We start from the raw sequence: 16,692 nt of genomic DNA on the forward strand, positions 1-16,692 counted from the left end.
ACTGTAGTTATATTAACTAGGATAACTAAATTGTCAACGCAAGATATAGCAAGCCAACAATCAAGGCGGCAAGACCAGCCTGTTAGTACGCTAATTCACGAAATTAGTTTGATGGTCGCCCGGCTCTTTAACAGGCAGGTAAAGGACTTGGGGTTAACTCGCACACAATGGCAGGTGCTCTACCTGCTCTACATGAACGGCGAGCAGACGCAAACTAGTATTGCCGATTCCCTGATGATGGCGAAACCACCACTGGGCAAAGTTGTGGACCGACTAGAGTCAGCGGGATGGATAGCGCGACATCAGGATACTAGTGATCGCCGTGCGAAGATGGTTCGCCTTACGGATAAAATCGACCCCATGCTGAAGTCGCTTGAAGATCTGGTAGGCGATATTGGCAGAGCGGCAACGCGCGGCATGTCTGCTAAAGAGGCCAAGGAATTTTACCGTTTACTCAAATTGGTACATGCGAATTTGCTGTCGGAAAACTGAGAGTATTGGAAGTTGGACAAGATGCCAGCCGATTTGGTGGGTGGTTGTCCCGAATAGGAGAAATATACCATGTCTAATGAATTTCCATTTCTCTCTGCAGAATACGCTGCGCGGCCACAACCCTTTTGGAAGAATCTTCGAGAGACCGATCCAGTTTACTATGCGCAGGAGTATGGGTTTTGGGTTATTTCAAAGCATGAGGATATCCTCGAGATGCTCAAGGACCCATACACATACTCGTCCGCAGCCGGACCCGGTGGGGGCCTCGTAGCAGGAGAAGACGGCGAACAGCGCGATGACAATGGCGGCATGGGTTTCCTACCCTTGATTCAGCATGATCCGCCAGAACACACCAGAATTCGTTCGCTGTTTGCAAAGGCTTTCACGCCAAAACGCATCGCCGAAATGGAACCAGCGGTGGTGGAAATAGCCACAAATCTAATGGACGAACTCCACCAGAAAATTCGCAATGGTGAAGCGCTGGATCTGGTAGATGATTTTGCCAGTCCGCTGCCGGTGTATGTAATTGCTCAGATGATGGGGATTCCGTTGGAGGAACGTCATCGCTTGCGCATGTGGTCTGATTCCCTGGCCATTGGTGCTGGAGAAGGGTATTCCATTCAGCAGCAGCTCGGCTCACGTAAAGAGATGACGGAAGGCTTGAGCGAAATCATCTCTGCGGCGCGTCATAATCCACAGGCAAATACCCTTATCAGCGCCATGCTTGATGCTTCCGAGGAAGGTGAGAATCTACGTACAGAAGAAATACTAGGTTTAAGCAAACTGCTGTGGCTTGCAGGGAATGAAACAACGACCAACTTGATCAGCAACGGGGTAGTGTTCTTATTGAATCATCCCGATGTGCTGGCGGACTTGCGAAATGATAGGACATTGATTTCTGATTTCGTTGAAGAAATGTTGCGTTATGACGGCCCTGTAATGGGCCTTTTTCGAATTGCAACCAGAAATGTTGAGTTCAGAGGCAAAAACATCAGTAAGGGTGATACGCTTTGGTTGCTTTTCTCCTCCGGGAATCTCGATGCTGATACTTATGAAGCCCCAGAGACTTTTGATCTGCATCGACGCAACAAAGATCACCTAGCGTTGGGGAAAGGTATACATTTTTGCATGGGCTCCGCGCTGGCACGGCTTGAAGCGAAGGTCGCTTTCGAATGGCTCATCGATCTACTTCCTCATATGAAACTGGATTTTGAGAATGGTAAACGAATTCCTGTCCCGATACTTAGCGGCTGGGTAAAGCTACCGATGTCTGTTGATGTCGGGGCCCTTGAAGTGGCGTCATGACGGATATTGCAAAGTTTCAATGTAATACCACCTCCTCCCATGGGCAGGGTAATACTTCAGCTACCCTGCTCACAGACAGCTATTCTGCAGCACTTCGTGTATGCCTTGTGCCTCGTCGCATAAGATACAGCGGCGTCTTTATGAAATTCCCAAAAAGTTTACGAGCAGATTTGTTATGGAGGATGCAGTCAAAGAGGGAGTAGGGGGTAGTTGCGGCTTGATGTGACATTCTCATCGGCAGCTCAGCAGGATTCCCTATCTGTATTCAAAGCGAGCTCGCCACCGACAATGGCTTGAAAGAAGTGCCAAGGAAAGGAGGGGCCTCAAGCTTAACCGTAGGGTATCTACTAGAGAACACGGGTCGATACGGGGTGTAATGAGGGCGGGCCGTATCCAGGTGATCGATTTACAAGGGTCTAAATTGCCACAATTGTGGCTACGAACCAGTTGTTCAATGGATAGTAGCCAACGCTGGGGTTGTCGGCCAGCAAATTCAGGCGGGCAAGGATAGAACTGGTATAGGCATCAGCCTGTTCTAGACTCCACCCCGACAGGGTAAAGAGCCAAATTTCCTCCAAATCTCTTAGAGCGAGTTCGCGAATGAAATAGCGCTTCTTCACCCAAGAGGCTTTTTATGGAGTTTTTCCAGAAATTCCCGGCTATCAAAGTTTTCAGCAACGGGGCTGTCCTCCCCCGCCCTTAGTCGAGTCCTCAACATATCAAGCCTGGCTTCATCCTCCTCCAGCTTTCGCAGCCCGGCGCGGACTGCTTCGCTGACAGATTGAAAGCGACCCTGTTCTATCTTACTGGTGATGAACGCTTCAAAATGATCACCGAGGGTGACGGAGGTGTTTCTGGCCATGTGCGCGTACCTGAAAAACTATGTATTAAATATTAATACTGGGGATGGACCTTGTAAAGTCAGTATTTTTACGGTGCATTGAGCCTGCGAAAATAGCTCGATCGACAACGTTTACAATTCCGACAAATTTCCGACATCAGCGTGCTCAGTGGTGCGTTGTCGTGCTTGGTCGGCAACGGGCGTCGCCAGAAAAGCTATTTAAAACAATACGTTAAATTTCATTTGTTGAGCTACGAACCAGGCGGTCGCACGTTCGAATCGTGCCAGGCGCGCCATACAAACAAAAAAGCCCACCTCCTGGTGGGCTTTTTTGTTTGTCGGGTGTGTCTAGCCGAAAGACGTGCCCCCACGTTCGACAAATTGCGACAGCAATTTGAACCGAGCCGCTTAGCGGCGAAGCCCCGCAGGGGTCAGAACAACCCTCAGGGTGTTCTGAGTCATCGTGCCACCGGAGTCCGCACTCCAGCTGCAGCTCAACTCAAAAACAGAATTCGCAGGCGTCAGATAGTCGTGCCAGGCGCGCCCTGAGGCTGTTCTGGGTCCATCGTGCCACCGGAGTCCGATGCGTCACCACAGTACCTATCCAGTACTGTTACCTGGGATTAACAGTGATCGTGCCCGGCGCCTCGTTTCTGCTGGTCTATGCAGGAATCTACTTATCAATCGCTACACGTGAACCGCTCAACGCCTCTCGGTGGAGTTTGAGCTTCGGGGGAGTATCTGGGAGGGGGCAGTGGAGTAATGTTTCCTATCCGGTATTTACCCGACTCAATAGAGGGTGTAATAGTGTCAACGAGAGACCGGGATCAGCGAAATTCGACACGGTACCGAGGAGAAGTAATGATCGACAACACCTTTTCTGTCATCTGCAAAAGAATACTGCTATTGATGGCATTTACTGCGTCCAGCGTCTGGGCATCATCCGCGCTGGCGGGTGATCACGAGCGCTCCGCCATTGTCGAAGCGGCTCGAAAGTATCTTATCCACGGACTGGTTGAACACCGCCCTGAATTGGTTCCGCTGGCGGGGAATGCCTGGCGCGTGGAGCAGGGCGAAAATACGGGTAGTAGTGGGGCCGAAATCAAACAGCGCTTACTGGGCGAGGAATATCAGGTCATTACTGGAATTAGCAACGAACGCTGGCTGGTCGATGGCAACGAAGCGGTGGTCTTCTATGACCTGCACGTGAGCAGCCTGGATGCGCCGGTTCTGATCGCGGAACGTTTCAAAGTAATCGACGGCCTGATTGAAGAAATAGAGGCGCTTATCTATCAGCCGTAGGTTCTCCTGGTTTCTATGCCGGGGAAGGAAATACTTTCCAACAGTCTGAAAACTCCGGTAATGCGTGGGTCTGACGGCCTTCGTCATTGACGGTGGTCAGACCGCTGGCTAGGGTAATATGCGGATTTCACCTATAGCTTTCAGGAGTAATGGTCATGTCAAATATTTTGGATCGCTTCCGACTTGATGGTCAGGTAGCAATTGTTACCGGCTCAGGCCGTGGTATCGGTGCAGCAATTGCGATTGCGTTTGCAGATGCCGGTGCCGATGTCGTTATCACAGCACGCACGGTTTCTCAGATGGAAAAAACCGCCGAGCAAGTGCGCGCACGAGGGCGGCGGGCTCTGGTGGTGTCCTGCGACGTGCTTGATGCAGAGCAACGTAAGTCACTGGTAGAACAGACCCTGGCGGAGTTTGGCCGCCTCGATATTCTGGTAAACAATGCCGGGGGCTCCGGGCCCAAGCCTGCGCTGGAGACAACCGAAGAGGATTTTGAGGCGAGTATTCGCTTTAACGCAACCACTGCATTTACCTTGTCTTGTCTGTGTGCGCCCAGGATGGTTGAAACAACCGGTAAAGGCGCAATTGTCAATATATCGTCTGTTGCTGCTCGTTTTCCCCAGCCCGGATTTGTTAGCTATGGTGTCGGAAAAGCGGCCATGGAATTTATGACTCGCAATCTAGCTCAGGATTTCGCTCCCAAAGTACGGGTTAACGCTATTGCTGTTGGTTCGACGCTCACTGACTCACTGGCAGGTGTCATGAATGACGAATTGGAGCGGGTGATGGTGTCCCGTACACCGCTTAACCGCCTTGGCCAGCCGGAAGACATTGCTGCTTGCGCGCTCTATCTTGCCTCTCCGGCAGCTGCCTACGTCACCGGAGAAATCTACGGTGTCAATGGCGGCCTGACAGGCACGCCCATGGAAATGCCGCGCGCAGGCTTGTAATTCCTGGCCTTTAGCACAACGGGCGTGCAGCGGACTTGAAAGGGTGTTTCCAGGTTATCCCGCTGAATCTGCTGGAACCAGGCGATGAGTATCGAGAAACGCTTGTACGGGTAGGTCGTTTACCGTGACAAGGTGAATAGATTCCTGCAGTGCGCTCACTCTTCTTCTCCGGTGTGGCGAAAACTACCGTGGTTCAGAAAGTGGGAAACCTGCTCCAGAACGAAATCGTGCCACATCAGGAAGCTGTGGCTGGCGGGCACCGTGATGAAGTCAGTCATACCCGCAACCCGCGTTTCCTCCACCAGTACAGTTCCATCGCTGGGCCCAATGGGGCCGCTCGGGGTCCAGGGGCGGTTGTTATTGCTGCCGGCAATAATCCCTACCGGGTAGGCAACGGGTCCCAGCAGCGCTGGCAGGGATTCCGCTCCGGCTGCGAGTTGTGTCGCGGCAACGGGCAGGAAGATATCCAGCATCGGGTTGTCGATAAGGTTCGCTGCGAATTTACTTCCCTGGTTGGGCGGCCCCATCATCACTACCCGGCCCAGCTCCGGTATTTCATGGTGAGCCAGATACTGGCGAACCAGGATGCCGCCCATTGAATGCGTCACAAAATGGATGGGCGAAATGTCGGCCAGACGACACCCGGCCAGGCCTTCCTCAATCGCGGTGTCCGCCAGCTCTTCGATGGGAAAAAAGAGTGAGGGGTAGCTGATATTCACCACGTGATAATCTTCTTCCAGGTGCCATTCGACAGCCTTCATGGAGTAGCCGGATCGATAGAGGCCGTGGAGCAGTATGACGCAGGCGGAATCGTTTTCGTCGGCCGCGAATGCTGGCGGTACCGATAACAGTAATAGCAAAAGTGAAAATTGGGAGAAATTCTTCATTTAGTCAGGGGGACTCTGTTGCCGGAAGATGTATTGCCTTGCGCCAACCTGATAGACGGCGGTCAGGAGGATGGTTGCACCTGGTCGTCGTTCAGTTCAGCTGCTACTTCAACCCGGTTTCGACCCTTTGCTTTAGCTTTTGTCAACGCTCTCTCTGCGCGATTGATCCAGTCCTGGCTACCTTCAAGCTTGGCCAGTTTAGCCACTCCGATTGAGACCGTCAGGTGTGTTCCGCCGGGAAATACGGTGCAGCCGATGATTTCACGGAGTTTAACTGCAAGCGATGTTGCATCCCCCAGGGCAGTGTTTTCGGCCACCACAAAAAACTCTGCGCCGCCACTACGGTAAAGCGTATCGGTCGGGCGTGTATTGTTGCGGATAATCTGAGCGAGTGAAAACAGGACCTGATCGCCCAGCACCCGCCCGTGCTTATCATTCACTTGCGAGAACTGATCAATGTCAACTTTGAGGATACAGGCGTTCACATGGCATCTGAAATAGAGCGACACCAGAGATTGAAGTTTATCGATTTTCGCCCTGCGGTTTCCGGCACCCGTCAGTGCATCTACGCCCGCCAGATGTTGCAAACGGGATTGCTCCATCCTGGAGAACAGCGAAAAAGCGCTCGCCAGGACGATGGTCGTTGTCAGTGACTTGGCCAGGTTTGTGGTTTCCTCCAGTGGCTGTTCACTGTAGGCCTGTGCGATGACCCAGCAGACCGATAGAACACTGAGCAGCAGTGCCTGTTTGACGTCGAGCAAGAAAAACATCGCCAGGATCACGGGATACAGCCAATTCACCTGGTGCAGGCCGGTGTAGTGTATGGCAGACAGCGTTAACGCCAGGAATATCCAGGCCATCATCGTGGCAGGTAACGTCGTCCTGCGGGTGCGGAAGGTGTAGACGAAAAGGAAAGCCATTGACCCGGCCCACACTACGTCAATAACGGCCAATACCCAGTCGGCGGTGGCAATCCTGAAAATGGCGGCCGGAACCACGGTCACCACAAAGACAGCACAGATTGCCAGCACTAACCATTCTTGTATCGATCGTTTAAGCATTAACGTACACGTTTATTGCTATGTAATTGGATTCTGGCGCTTCCTGTGACCGGAATCTCCGGCTGTTGCCAGCTACAGCACCATACGCAGCCACACTTTCATGCCCATTCTGTCACTGCTTCGAAAGTAGGCTACTGCAATTTCTTGAACGAAACAGTCGCAACATTGAAGTTAATGGATACATGGTATTCCTGCAATCACCGGAATGGCAACCTAACGCCAGGATTCTATGCCTGTAATGTGCCCACGGTGCGACGACTTCTGACCACCGGGCACTAATTGAGTAGATTTGGCTGAACATCTGCCTGTTCATCGTTATATTGTTGCTATGCACACGGCCATCGCTAACACAGTACTTTCGGCAACGGGCGCACGGGCGATTCGCAGTGCCACCGTTATTCAATCGCTATGGAGCGGCTACGGTGAGATTGTGCGCCTTGAACTGGAGGGCAGTAGCTATCCCTCGGTGATACTCAAGCACATCAAGCTGCCGGATGCGGGTAGCCATCCCCGTGGTTGGAACACGGGGCGCTCCCACGATCGCAAGATACGCTCATACCAGGTGGAGGCCCATTGGTACCAGGACTACGCTCATCAATGCGACGCGGGTTGTCCGGTACCCGGCTGCCTGGCGGTCAATGCTGCAGAGAATGAAACGGTGCTGGTGCTGACGGATCTGGATGCTGACGGGTTCGATCTCAGAAAAGAGAACGTGACGATTGAGGACATACATGCCTGCCTGGATTGGTTGGCGAGTTTTCATGCAACATTTCTCAATAGCCCGGCAGACGGGCTTTGGGAGTGTGGCAGCTATTGGCACCTCGATACCCGGCCGGATGAACTGGCTGCCCTTGAGGATGCCGACCTGCGCGAGGCCGCATCGCTTATCGACCAGCAGTTGCGACGGTGTCGTTATCAAACCCTGGTACACGGTGACGCCAAGCTGGCCAATTTCTGTTTCACGAGCGATTCCCGCAAACCCGGCGTGGCAGCGGTAGATTTTCAGTACGTGGGGCAAGGCTGTGGCATGAAAGACGTGGCCTATTTTGTGGGCAGCTGTTTAGGTGAAGACGAATGCGAGGCTTTGGAAAAGCCATTGCTGGACTATTATTTTTCCAGGCTGGGTCAGCAGGTTGCGGATAAACACACCGGTGTGGATACAGGCGAACTGGAAGGCGAGTGGCGAGGACTCTTTGACGTGGCGTGGGCGGACTTTCATCGCTTTCTCAAGGGCTGGAGCCCGGGCCACTGGAAAATCAACAGCTACAGTGAACAGCTGACCCGCAGGGTTATCGAACGACTGCAATCATGAATCGGGTTGCCCTGCCTTTGCAGCAGTTGTGTGACGCCGCCATGCAGGCTGCGCTTGAGGCGGGTCGGTTTGTTCAAAGCACGGATCGAAAAGCGTTACAGCGACATTTTAAAAATGCTGGCAGCAGCGAGGCTTCCCGGATTGTCACCGAAGTGGATGTGCGCAGTGAAGCCATCATACGCGAGTGTCTGCAGGCAATATCTGAGCAGTGGGGCATTGCTTTCGTCGGAGAGGAGTCGTCACAGGATCTATCCGGCACCATTCCCGACCGCCTGCTGGAGTCTTATTACTGGTGTGTAGATCCGTTGGACGGCACTCTGCCTTATGTGGAGGGGCGTCCGGGATACGCGGTCTCAATCGCGCTTGTCGACCAATCAGGCGAGCCCCTGATAGGTGTTGTTTACGATCCGCTGGACGCTACGCTTATGCACGCCATCAAGGGGCAGGGCGCCTACCGGGGTCAGGCTCTGATTAACCAGGCAACATCATTATCCCCAGCGCTAATGGTATATGCAGACACAAGCTTCAGGACACATGAAAATTATGCTGACGCACTCAACATCTTGAATGCGTGTGCACAGGATTCAGGGCTGGATGGCGTTGAATTAGTTTATGGCAGCGGTGCCGTGAAGAATGCCTGCCAGGTTCTGGAGCACCCTGCGGCCTGCTACCTGAAATTGCCCAAACCCGAAAACGGTGGCGGCAGTATCTGGGATTTCGCTGCCACAGCCTGCATCGTCGACGAGGCGGGGGGCTGGGCCAGTAATATCCATGGCAAACCGCTGGAGCTCAATCGCAAGGGTTCAACCTTTATGAATCACCAGGGTGTGCTCTATGCGTCAAACGAACGGGTGGCACGATACCTGATCGCCAAGCTTCAGGTGGTCTTTCCCGCAAGCTGACCACAAGTGCCGATATGTGTGCATGATCAGGCGGGTTCACGATCCAGCGTTAAGAGCACCATCAATGTATAACAACGTCAATATGAACCCGGCACGCCTCATGTTGATGCTTCGAAGTGCCTGGATAAGTAATTGTCACCAGCCGACCGGCCAGCCAAACCGGGCTTGTCCATATCGCATTGACGAGGGGCAGAGCTGCAGTAGCGGTTTTTTCCCTCGCGCTTTGAGCGGTACATGGCAGTGTCCGCCGCTTTCAGGAGCGTTTCCAGGTGTTCGCCCTGTGAAGGATATAGCGCGATACCGATACTGGCACTGACCCGCGCACTACCACCGGCAAGCTGGCAGGCTTCAGACACGCTGTGCAATAGTTTCGTTGCCACATGTTCTGCAGCTTGCAGTCCTTCGATATTTGGTAGCAATATTGCAAACTCGTCGCCGCCGATTCTGCTGACAGTATCTGTTTCACGCAGTGTCGAGCGCATACGCTCACCGGTGATCTTAAGAAGCTGGTCCCCGGCGGCGTGTCCCATTTCATCATTCACGGCCTTGAATCCGTCAAGGTCGACAAACAACACAGCCAGTGCTTTGCCCTCGAGCTGGGAAAGGCCTGTGCCCAGTTCGAAGCGTTTTTGCAAGAGAGTGGTACCGGGAAGCCCGGTGAGGTTATCGTAGAGGGCCTGTTTCCTTGATTCGGTCTGTAGCTTGAGGCGCGCCGCCAGACAGAGAGAAAACAGCAGGGTATGGATAAGGAACCCCACCTTGGCAACCTGTAACTCGAAGGGACCGGGGTGATTGCTGCTGACGATGATGACCGCCTGGGCAAAGCTCGCCAGGCCGGGTACCAGGAGCACGAGGAACAGGTAAGCGGCAAGGCTGACACGCTGATAGATGGCGTAGGCGCACAAAGTGAGTCCGTAGAGTACACTGAGTGCCCACGGCAGTGGGGCTGCAAAGCGTGGCAAATTTGAAACGCCTGCAATCGCGACCCATGCTGCGGTTAGCAGTATCAGGGCAATAATACCCTGACCGAGACGATGTATGCGCGGTGCGAATTTCGCTGATCCCAGAAAGTACATGATGGCCATCACTCGCATGGAGCTGGCTAGCAAGTTGAATACATGCAAGGCCCTCTCGTTAAGCGCCGGTGTGTTAGGCCAGAAATACAGGAAACCAAAGCCATCCAGCGTCAGTAGTGTCAGCATGACAAAAAAGTGATAGCCGCAATACCAGCCGTACTCCGGCTTGCGTAGAGTAAGCGCGAGGCCGGTGTTGAACATCAGCAGTGCAGCCAGCGCAGATATGGAGGCGATGTTCAAAAAGTATGAGGTACGCATCTGTTGTTGCGCGGTATCCTCTTCCAGCAGGTCCCAGGTGAACCTGGTAGCACCGGGCCCGCCTATATAGCGCAGGTACAGGGTTTCTGTTTGAGCGCTGGGCTGTACCAGGAATCCGTAGCGACGCTGTGCCAGTTCCCTGGTATCAGCAGGGTGGTTGTCCCCGGTTACCGTTTCCTGATAACGGCCGTTTGCATCGGCGCGGTAAATTCTTATGTCGTAAAGGCTTTGTTGGCGAGCGAGCAAGTTATAGCGATTTTCCAGTTTATCAGCGCCGAACTTGAGCTCGAGCCTGACCCAGATGGGCTTGTAGGGTGTAAGCCTATCGGCTTCCTTGGCGGGTTTGAATGTGTGCAGGGCAGGGCGCTCCAATATTTCCTGCAGTGTCAGCCGGCCGGATGGGTCGGTGAGATATTCCACTTCTTTTGCCAGGGGGTGTTCCGTACCGGTCACCTCCATGGACATCACATAGCCACAGTAGACCAGGCCCGCCAGTGTTGCGGCGAGGATAAGTGGCAGGCGCAGCGCGCCTCTCCTGGCGCAGTTCATACTGCCAGACGCCATAGTGGTGCCGCCTCTCCTGCGTCCATCGATTCAGTGAAGATGTATGCGTTTTTACTTTCGCGTTTGGCTCTGTACATGGCCTGATCAGCTACTTTGAGCAGACCTTCGAGGTCTGTGCCGTCCAGGGGATGCAGTGCGACACCGATGCTGCCGCTGACCCTGACTTCATTTCCCTCAAAATCGAAGGGCCTGGCGATGCTGTGCAGTAGTGTTCTGGCCAGCTGATGAACCTCGCCCTTATCCCGGACCTGGGAGAGCATGACGACGAATTCGTCTCCCCCGATGCGTGCAACCGTGTCGACTCTCGTCAACTCGGCCTGCAGTCTGCCCGCCACCTCAACCAGTAGCTGGTCACCCGCGGCATGGCCGAGTCTGTCATTTACTGCCTTGAAGCCGTCCAGGTCAATAAAGCAGATAGCCACCTGCGTACCTTGGCGCTGTGCCATTGAGACGGCCAGTTCAAACTGCTCCTGCAGAAGTAATGTACCGGGCAGGCCCGTCAGGCTGTCGTGTAACGCCCGGTTTCTAAGGGTGTTCTCCAGGCGCATGTGCGTGGCCAGGCACAAAGAGAATAAAAGCGTATGTACAACGAAGCCCACTTTGGCCAGCTGTAGTATGAAAACGCTGGTGTGTGGGTTGTTGATCGTGATGATCGCCTGTAAACCCGCTGTAGCGCCGGGCACTATCAGAGTGATCAATAGGGAGAGCGCCATGGGAACTTTCTGTCTGACGGCCTGAATGCAGATCGCAAAACCAAACAGGATTGCAATGGCCCAGGCGATGGTTGCGATGTAGTGGGGCAGTTTGTTGACCCCGAATACCAGAACAAGCAACAACGTGATCCCGAGCATTGCGAGAACGCCAAGGGCGCAGCGGTGCATTCGCGGAGCAAACCCGCCGGACTTGAGGAAGTACATAATTGTCAGCAAACGCATGCTGGCGGAAAGCAGGTTAAATGTGTGTGGGGCTCGAGTATTGAGCGCCGGCAACTCAGGCCATAAATAGTAGAAGGCAATCCCATCCAGGGTAAGCAGAGCCATCATCACGCTAAACAGGTAGAAACAATAAAAGGTATATTCGGGCGCTCGCAGACTGAAGGCAATCAGGGCATTAAAAATGAGCAGCGCGGCCACGGCACCGAGGCATGCCACGTCGAAGCCGTAGTAGGTATCGGCGTTGGTCTCGTAGGTGCTCTTCTCGACAAGGCTCCATGGAAACCCGTTTATGCCAAGGCCGCTGACTACGCGCATATAGAGGACAATATTTTCCTCTGCCCCGGGTTCGATAAGGAATCCATAGCGGGGCGCTGTCACCTCGCGGCTATAGGCTGGGTGGTTGTTCCCGGTTACTGTTTCGAAATATCCCCCGTATCCGTCTGGCCGATACAATGCGATTTCGAACAGGTTTTCTACATGCGCAAACAGGTAGTACGACTGTTGGCGGGCGGCACTATCGAGGTTTAGCTGTAGTCGTATCCAGACGGGTGCGAAAGCACCCTCCGGGTGTTCCTCTGCGCCGTCAATAAACGGGTATAGCTCAGGCTCCTCCAGAATCATGTCCAGAGTTAATTCACCCTGGGGGTCCTCGAGAAACTGATAGTCTGCGCTCAGTGAAACGCGCTTGCCGTGAACGTCAAGCGCCAGCGCCATCCCGGGATGTAGCAGGACGGCCAGCACAGTAAGGCCCGCGAGATTTTTGAGACGTATCACTATGGTGGCCTGGCCGGATGAGGCCAGTGTCCCCCTGATGGTTGGTATTAATGCTAAATATCGGCATCGCCACGCTATGCTTTAGCGGTATATCTCTATTTTTTGCAGTAGTGCGCGTTCGGGGCGCCAGAGCACCTTGTTTGGGGTCAAATGTGGCCGCGGGGCCTGTGAGTCCCAGCGTTGATCTCATTCACCTGAACGCCGGTTAGATCTTTGAGCTTGCATCGTACTGCGGTTTAAGTCTTATGATGCAACCATACATTCAAAGCCCCGCGAATGGGGAGGGATGCACAATGAAACCAGTTTGTTTGGTTATTGGCGCCGGTGCCGGTATTGGCGGTAATGTGGGTAAGCGATTTGCTGCAGGTGGGTATCATGCGGTGCTATGCCGGCGCAGTGATGAGGAGGGTCTTCAGCAGCTGGTAGCTGAGATCGAAGCTGCGGGCGGTTCAGCTACCGGTTACCTGCTCAACGCGGTTGAGCAGGGCAGCATTGAGGAGCGGGTGGCCGCCGTTGAAGAAGAGATCGGCCCTGTAGAAGTCGTTATCTACAACCTTGGAGCGCAGATCGGCGACCGACCGTTGGCGGATACCAGCTACAAAGCATTTGAAATGGGCTGGCAGCTCGCCACTTTTGGGTTATTTCGCACGGCTTCAGCGGTGTGCCCGAAGATGGAAGAGCGGGGTAAAGGAGTGATTTTGGTCACCTCGGCCACAGCGGCGGTGCGCGGTAATGCGGGACAGCATTCCCATGCGGCTGCCATGGGCGGGCGACGTATGCTGTGCCAGACGCTGAATGCCCAGTTTTCCCGCAAGGGCATTCACGTGGTGCATGTGCTGATCGATGGCATGGTGGACGCCCCGGATACCCTGGGCAAAATGCTGGGTCCTGAACTGTTCCAGGACCTGCGTAAGCAGCGCGGCGGTGAGCAGGACGGGCTGATGCTGCCGGAGCAGATGGCGGAAACCTATTTTCACGTGGCGCACCAACATCGCTCCGCCTGGACTCACGAACTGGATCTGCGGGCATTTTCCGACCTCGCCTGGTGGAACCACTAGTTTTTTAAATTGGCTTACATACACGGAGAAAAAACATGGTCACGGTGGATTTTATTTTCGACTTCGGTAGCCCGAATGCGTACTACTCATACAAGGTGCTTCCGGAAATTCTACAGCGCACCGGTGCTGAAATGGTGATTCACCCGGTGCTGCTAGGGGGGATTTTCAAGATCACCGGCAACCAGCCACCAATGTTGGCGTTTGGCGGGGTCAAGGGAAAACTGGAGTACGAAATGCTGGAAAGCAAACGTTTTGTCGAGAAACACAAGCTCAACGACTTCAGGTTCAATACCCATTTCCCGGTGAACACCGTGAGTATCATGCGCGGGTTGCTGGCCGCACAGGAGTTGGGCTGTGATACACAATATACTGACGTCGTGCTGTCTGCCATGTGGGAGCAAAGCCTGAAGATGGATGACCCGGAAGTGATGGCCGGAGCCCTGAAGGATGGGGGCATCGATGCGGCGGCCATTATGGCGCTTATCCAGACGGATGCCATCAAGGAGAAATTGAAGGCCAATACCCAGGCCGCGGCGGATCGTGGCGTATTTGGCATCCCCACGTTCTTTGTCGGTGAGGAAATGTTTTTCGGCAAGGACCGTCTCGGCCTGGTCGAGGAGGAGATACTGAAACAACAGCGCCTTTGAGGCCTGGTCAATTGGCGTTGGAGGCCACGGCACCGCCGAAGTAGGCGTGGTGTGCCTGTTTGAATGAGCAGCTGAAGAAGAGTCCTATTGAAGAGTCGCTTACGGCGAGAGGGAAAAGATGCGTAGATGGTTGGTTGAAGCTTTTGGTAGTCCTGAAGATGTCTGGCGCCTGGTAGAAGACTCTGACGAGTTCATGCCGGGCCCCGGACAGGTCAAGGTCAGGGTAGAGGCGGCCGGTTTGGGCCTGCCTGATGTATTGATGTGCCACGATAATTATCCCCTGACGCCGCCGTTGCCTTTTACGCCTTCACAGGAGGCGGCGGGTGAGGTGATTGCGCTTGGGGAGGGAGTGGACGCCGCCCTGCTCGGTAAGCGCGTACTGGGCCCCACCTTGTTTCGGGAGCAGCGCGGAGGCCTGGCGGATGAGTGCCTGATGCACGTCTCGGGCGCTTTACCTATTCCCGATGAAATGACGGGGGTTGAGGCAGCCGGATTCTTCATACCCTATCAAACCGCCTGGGTCGCCCTGGTGCGACGCGCCCGGATAACGGCAGACGATACGTTGCTGGTCCTGGGCGCTTCGGGCAGCTCCGGCTGCGCTGCTGTGCAACTGGCCAGGGCCAAGGGCGCCCGCGTTATCGCCGTTGCGGGCGGTCCTGAAAAAGTGGCTTTCTGCCGGTCTATTGGCGCCGATGAAGTTATTGATAGAAAGCGACAGGACGTGACCGCCACCGCGCTGGAACTTACCGATGGTAGAGGCGTATCTATGGTGTTCGACCCAGTCGGCGGTAAGGCCGGGCGCGCAGCGTTCAAGGCCATTGCATTCGAGGGAAAGTTCATCGTGATTGGCTATGCCAGCGGTGAGTGGGCACAGATAACACTGCCCGAAACGCTGATGAAAAATATTTCCCTGGTCGGCGCAATGCCGGTTGGCTATTCCGCAGAACAGGTGATGGTCGCGCATGAGGACTTGTTGCACCACTGGCGCCGCGGTGAACTCAAAGTGGCCAATTGCCAGGTGTTCGAGTTTGACGATGCGCGCACGGCGATAGCCACTATCGCAGCCGGTAAGGTGGAAGGAAAGGTCGTGGTCAGGCTGTAGAGACAACACCGGCTGCGTCCTACGCTGCGCACACGCGTATCCAACGATAACGCCAGCCGTGATTTATGTAGTGTGTCCCTGTCCCTGTCCCTGTCCCTGTCCCCGTTCCTGTCCCCGTTCCTGCGCCGCAAGTAGATCTCAAGCAGCTTTCAATTGCGCAATGGCCCGTGCCGCCTCCGCATCCTGAGACGGGTCCTGCGGCATGGGAAAGGTAACGCGTCGAGAAAGGCTGGCGAAGCGCTCTTTGTAAACGCTGGCGATATGCTCGTAGGTGCCCCTGGGTACAAATTTTTCCAGCATTTCATCGGTGACAATCTTTGGCATTTCCTCCCAGGCTCCGCTGCGCGTCATGTCGAGCAGCTGCTGGCCTTTTTCCTGCCAGCCGAACAGTTCCAGGCTGGGCCAGTAGGCGGGTGTAGAGTACAGGAAGCCCAGCAGCTGGCGCTGCTTTTCCCATTCTTTGGCGACAGTTGCCTCGTCCGCCCCGGTTGCGGTCAGCGGCCCCAGCAGCAGGCGAAAGTCCTCCCCGGAGCGCTGTGCCTTGTCGAAACCCTGTTGCAGGCGTGGCAGGCACACGTCGCGGATATACGCGGGCGGCGTGTTGGTGGGGTGGGTGATCATGCCGTCTGCAATCCGACCCACCATGCGTGTCATGTCAGGTCCGACGGCACCGCACAGAATGGGGATGTCAGGGTGCTCAATCGGTCCCGGATTGAAGAAGGGTTGCAGACGGGTGAACTGATAGTGCTCGCCTTCAAAATATAGCTTTTCGCCGGTCTGGAAGCTTTGAAAGATCGCCTTTAGTGACTGCACGTATTCGCGCAGCTGTGCAACAGGTCTCTCCCAGCGTGCACTGTAGCGCTGTTCAATATTCTGCTTTATCTGCGTGCCCAGTCCCAGTTCGAAGCGACCCCCGGACATTTGTTGCAGATCCCAGCTGGCGATAGCCACCGTCATCGGGCTGCGCGGAAAAGCCACCAGTACCCCCGTTCCGACCAGAAGTTTGCTGGTGGAGTCCAGCGCCAGCGCAGCAAGTAACAGCCCGTCGTGGATTGCGTCCGGTACCTGCAGACCATCGAAGCCCATTGCCTCTGCACGTGCTGCGTGCGCCCCGATTTCTCCCGGGCCCATATCTTCCGGTGTGGCGGCGAACACTTCGAACATGACTTGACTCCCTGGTAAATAGACAGCTAAACTGATGATAAGTTTAGCTTACATAGTTTGGT

Annotated in this window: 16 protein-coding genes; 9 read left to right on the forward strand and 7 right to left on the reverse strand. The window is 54.6% G+C overall.

Going from position 1 to position 16,692, the window contains the following annotated elements:
• Window positions 1-30 precede the first annotated feature (30 nt).
• Together C0039_RS06645 and C0039_RS06650 are read left to right on the forward strand one after the other, a co-directional pair.
• Complete coding sequence (locus tag C0039_RS06645; protein WP_051230679.1) at window positions 31-492, forward strand: MarR family winged helix-turn-helix transcriptional regulator; 462 nt, start codon at window positions 31-33, stop codon at window positions 490-492.
• Between the two features lie 69 nt (window positions 493-561).
• Window positions 562-1,797 (forward strand): cytochrome P450, encoded by a 1,236-nt coding sequence (locus tag C0039_RS06650; RefSeq protein WP_076001762.1) that lies wholly within the window; start codon window positions 562-564, stop codon window positions 1,795-1,797.
• A 416-nt stretch (window positions 1,798-2,213) separates the two neighbouring features.
• On the opposite strand, the gene C0039_RS06655 is transcribed toward C0039_RS06650, so the two are convergent.
• Both C0039_RS06655 and C0039_RS06660 read right to left on the reverse strand, forming a co-directional pair.
• The gene (locus C0039_RS06655; protein WP_035526823.1) at window positions 2,214-2,417 is read right to left on the reverse strand and encodes a type II toxin-antitoxin system RelE/ParE family toxin; all 204 of its coding nucleotides are present in this window, start codon (window positions 2,415-2,417) and stop codon (window positions 2,214-2,216) included.
• On the reverse strand, window positions 2,414-2,659 hold the full coding sequence (locus C0039_RS06660; RefSeq protein WP_027949335.1) for a type II toxin-antitoxin system ParD family antitoxin: 246 nt from the start codon (window positions 2,657-2,659) through the stop codon (window positions 2,414-2,416). Before C0039_RS06660 ends, C0039_RS06655 begins: the two co-directional genes overlap by 4 nt.
• A gap of 840 nt (window positions 2,660-3,499) precedes the next feature.
• On the opposite strand from C0039_RS06660, the gene C0039_RS06665 reads away from it, so the two are divergent.
• Both C0039_RS06665 and C0039_RS06670 read left to right on the forward strand, forming a co-directional pair.
• A complete protein-coding gene (locus C0039_RS06665) occupies window positions 3,500-3,940 on the forward strand; it encodes a DUF8021 domain-containing protein (RefSeq protein WP_076001752.1) in 441 nt (146 codons plus the stop codon).
• Window positions 3,941-4,095: 155 nt separating this feature from the next.
• Complete coding sequence (locus C0039_RS06670) at window positions 4,096-4,890, forward strand: SDR family oxidoreductase (protein WP_101517632.1); 795 nt, start codon at window positions 4,096-4,098, stop codon at window positions 4,888-4,890.
• 155 nt (window positions 4,891-5,045) lie between these two features.
• Here the strand turns inward: C0039_RS06670 and C0039_RS06675 are convergent, their stop codons facing one another.
• Together C0039_RS06675 and C0039_RS06680 are read right to left on the reverse strand one after the other, a co-directional pair.
• Window positions 5,046-5,777, reverse strand: a complete 732-nt coding sequence (locus C0039_RS06675; RefSeq protein ID WP_076001750.1) for an alpha/beta fold hydrolase — start codon at window positions 5,775-5,777, stop codon at window positions 5,046-5,048.
• Window positions 5,778-5,839: 62 nt separating this feature from the next.
• On the reverse strand, window positions 5,840-6,808 hold the full coding sequence (locus C0039_RS06680; protein ID WP_076001749.1) for a GGDEF domain-containing protein: 969 nt from the start codon (window positions 6,806-6,808) through the stop codon (window positions 5,840-5,842).
• A 319-nt stretch (window positions 6,809-7,127) separates the two neighbouring features.
• Here C0039_RS06680 and C0039_RS06685 point away from each other — a divergent pair, with 319 nt between their 5' ends.
• Window positions 7,128-8,150 carry a phosphotransferase gene (locus C0039_RS06685; RefSeq protein WP_243391568.1) on the forward strand — a complete coding sequence of 341 codons (1,023 nt, stop codon included), beginning with the start codon at window positions 7,128-7,130 and terminating at the stop codon, window positions 8,148-8,150.
• Window positions 8,147-9,052 carry a 3'(2'),5'-bisphosphate nucleotidase CysQ family protein gene (locus tag C0039_RS06690; RefSeq protein ID WP_076001747.1) on the forward strand — a complete coding sequence of 302 codons (906 nt, stop codon included), beginning with the start codon at window positions 8,147-8,149 and terminating at the stop codon, window positions 9,050-9,052. Before C0039_RS06685 ends, C0039_RS06690 begins: the two co-directional genes overlap by 4 nt.
• 98 nt (window positions 9,053-9,150) lie before the next feature.
• On the opposite strand, the gene C0039_RS06695 is transcribed toward C0039_RS06690, so the two are convergent.
• On the reverse strand, window positions 9,151-10,950 hold the full coding sequence (locus C0039_RS06695) for a diguanylate cyclase (RefSeq protein WP_084179919.1): 1,800 nt from the start codon (window positions 10,948-10,950) through the stop codon (window positions 9,151-9,153).
• Window positions 10,932-12,659, reverse strand: coding sequence for a diguanylate cyclase (locus tag C0039_RS06700; RefSeq protein WP_076001745.1), 1,728 nt, complete (start codon window positions 12,657-12,659; stop codon window positions 10,932-10,934). Before C0039_RS06700 ends, C0039_RS06695 begins: the two co-directional genes overlap by 19 nt.
• A 293-nt stretch (window positions 12,660-12,952) precedes the next feature.
• On the opposite strand from C0039_RS06700, the gene C0039_RS06705 reads away from it, so the two are divergent.
• The 3 genes from C0039_RS06705 (at window position 12,953) to C0039_RS06715 (ending at window position 15,466) form a co-directional block, all read left to right on the forward strand.
• The gene (locus C0039_RS06705; RefSeq protein ID WP_084179918.1) at window positions 12,953-13,717 is read left to right on the forward strand and encodes an SDR family NAD(P)-dependent oxidoreductase; all 765 of its coding nucleotides are present in this window, start codon (window positions 12,953-12,955) and stop codon (window positions 13,715-13,717) included.
• A gap of 35 nt (window positions 13,718-13,752) precedes the next feature.
• Entirely contained in the window at window positions 13,753-14,364 is a 612-nt protein-coding gene (locus C0039_RS06710) for a 2-hydroxychromene-2-carboxylate isomerase (protein ID WP_076001744.1), read from the forward strand.
• Window positions 14,365-14,482: 118 nt separating this feature from the next.
• Window positions 14,483-15,466, forward strand: a complete 984-nt coding sequence (locus C0039_RS06715) for an NADPH:quinone oxidoreductase family protein (protein ID WP_076001743.1) — start codon at window positions 14,483-14,485, stop codon at window positions 15,464-15,466.
• A 138-nt stretch (window positions 15,467-15,604) separates the two neighbouring features.
• On the opposite strand, the gene C0039_RS06720 is transcribed toward C0039_RS06715, so the two are convergent.
• A complete protein-coding gene (locus C0039_RS06720) occupies window positions 15,605-16,630 on the reverse strand; it encodes a TIGR03617 family F420-dependent LLM class oxidoreductase (protein WP_076001742.1) in 1,026 nt (341 codons plus the stop codon).
• Window positions 16,631-16,692 lie beyond the last annotated feature (62 nt).

The organism is Pseudohalioglobus lutimaris (genome assembly GCF_002866825.1).
Taxonomy (GTDB): domain Bacteria; phylum Pseudomonadota; class Gammaproteobacteria; order Pseudomonadales; family Halieaceae; genus Halioglobus; species Halioglobus lutimaris.

What these genes read in the sequence shown, in the direction of transcription:
- C0039_RS06650 (WP_076001762.1), top strand. Translation starts at nt 562, where the DNA reads ATGTCTAATGAATTTCCATTTCTCTCTGCAGAATACGCTGCGCGGCCA.
- C0039_RS06660 (WP_027949335.1), bottom strand. Translation starts at nt 2,659, where the DNA reads ATGGCCAGAAACACCTCCGTCACCCTCGGTGATCATTTTGAAGCGTTC.
- C0039_RS06665 (WP_076001752.1), top strand. Translation starts at nt 3,500, where the DNA reads ATGATCGACAACACCTTTTCTGTCATCTGCAAAAGAATACTGCTATTG.
- C0039_RS06670 (WP_101517632.1), top strand. Translation starts at nt 4,096, where the DNA reads ATGTCAAATATTTTGGATCGCTTCCGACTTGATGGTCAGGTAGCAATT.
- C0039_RS06675 (WP_076001750.1), bottom strand. Translation starts at nt 5,777, where the DNA reads ATGAAGAATTTCTCCCAATTTTCACTTTTGCTATTACTGTTATCGGTA.
- C0039_RS06690 (WP_076001747.1), top strand. Translation starts at nt 8,147, where the DNA reads ATGAATCGGGTTGCCCTGCCTTTGCAGCAGTTGTGTGACGCCGCCATG.
- C0039_RS06695 (WP_084179919.1), bottom strand. Translation starts at nt 10,950, where the DNA reads ATGGCGTCTGGCAGTATGAACTGCGCCAGGAGAGGCGCGCTGCGCCTG.
- C0039_RS06705 (WP_084179918.1), top strand. Translation starts at nt 12,953, where the DNA reads ATGAAACCAGTTTGTTTGGTTATTGGCGCCGGTGCCGGTATTGGCGGT.
- C0039_RS06710 (WP_076001744.1), top strand. Translation starts at nt 13,753, where the DNA reads ATGGTCACGGTGGATTTTATTTTCGACTTCGGTAGCCCGAATGCGTAC.
- C0039_RS06715 (WP_076001743.1), top strand. Translation starts at nt 14,483, where the DNA reads ATGCGTAGATGGTTGGTTGAAGCTTTTGGTAGTCCTGAAGATGTCTGG.
- C0039_RS06720 (WP_076001742.1), bottom strand. Translation starts at nt 16,630, where the DNA reads ATGTTCGAAGTGTTCGCCGCCACACCGGAAGATATGGGCCCGGGAGAA.